This window comes from Streptococcus parasanguinis, from assembly GCF_001578955.1.
In the GTDB taxonomy this organism is placed as follows: Bacteria; Bacillota; Bacilli; order Lactobacillales; family Streptococcaceae; genus Streptococcus; species Streptococcus parasanguinis_U.
Window position 1 is genome coordinate 1 of sequence record NZ_KQ969764.1, and the last position, 322, is coordinate 322.

Here is a 322-nt window from a genome sequence, read left to right on the forward strand (position 1 = left end):
CACAGCTTTAACTACAAAAATTGTAGCCTACTCCTTAAATGATGGGCAGAAAAAAGTTATAGATCAAACAAAGGATGATCAACGCTATTATGTCGGTTTATTGACGAATGGGTACAAACTCCTTTACTTGGTTGCAAATAATAAGGATGCTTCATTTACCTTTGAAAATAAAAACCACAAGCAGATATTTTCTACTTCACAGGCAGAAACCTCCATATATCGCAATATTTATCTCACTTATATGGGAGAAAGAAGAAGTGAGGAGCGCGTTAAATCTCAATATTATTTGTGGGATTTAAAGAATCGGATTCATTATTTATAT

The 322-nt window shown here is 33.2% G+C and carries 1 pseudogene; it reads left to right on the plus strand.

Going from position 1 to position 322, the window contains the following annotated elements:
• Positions 1-322 (plus strand): annotated as a pseudogene (locus SPADD19_RS11130) (hypothetical protein); the annotation flags it as partial.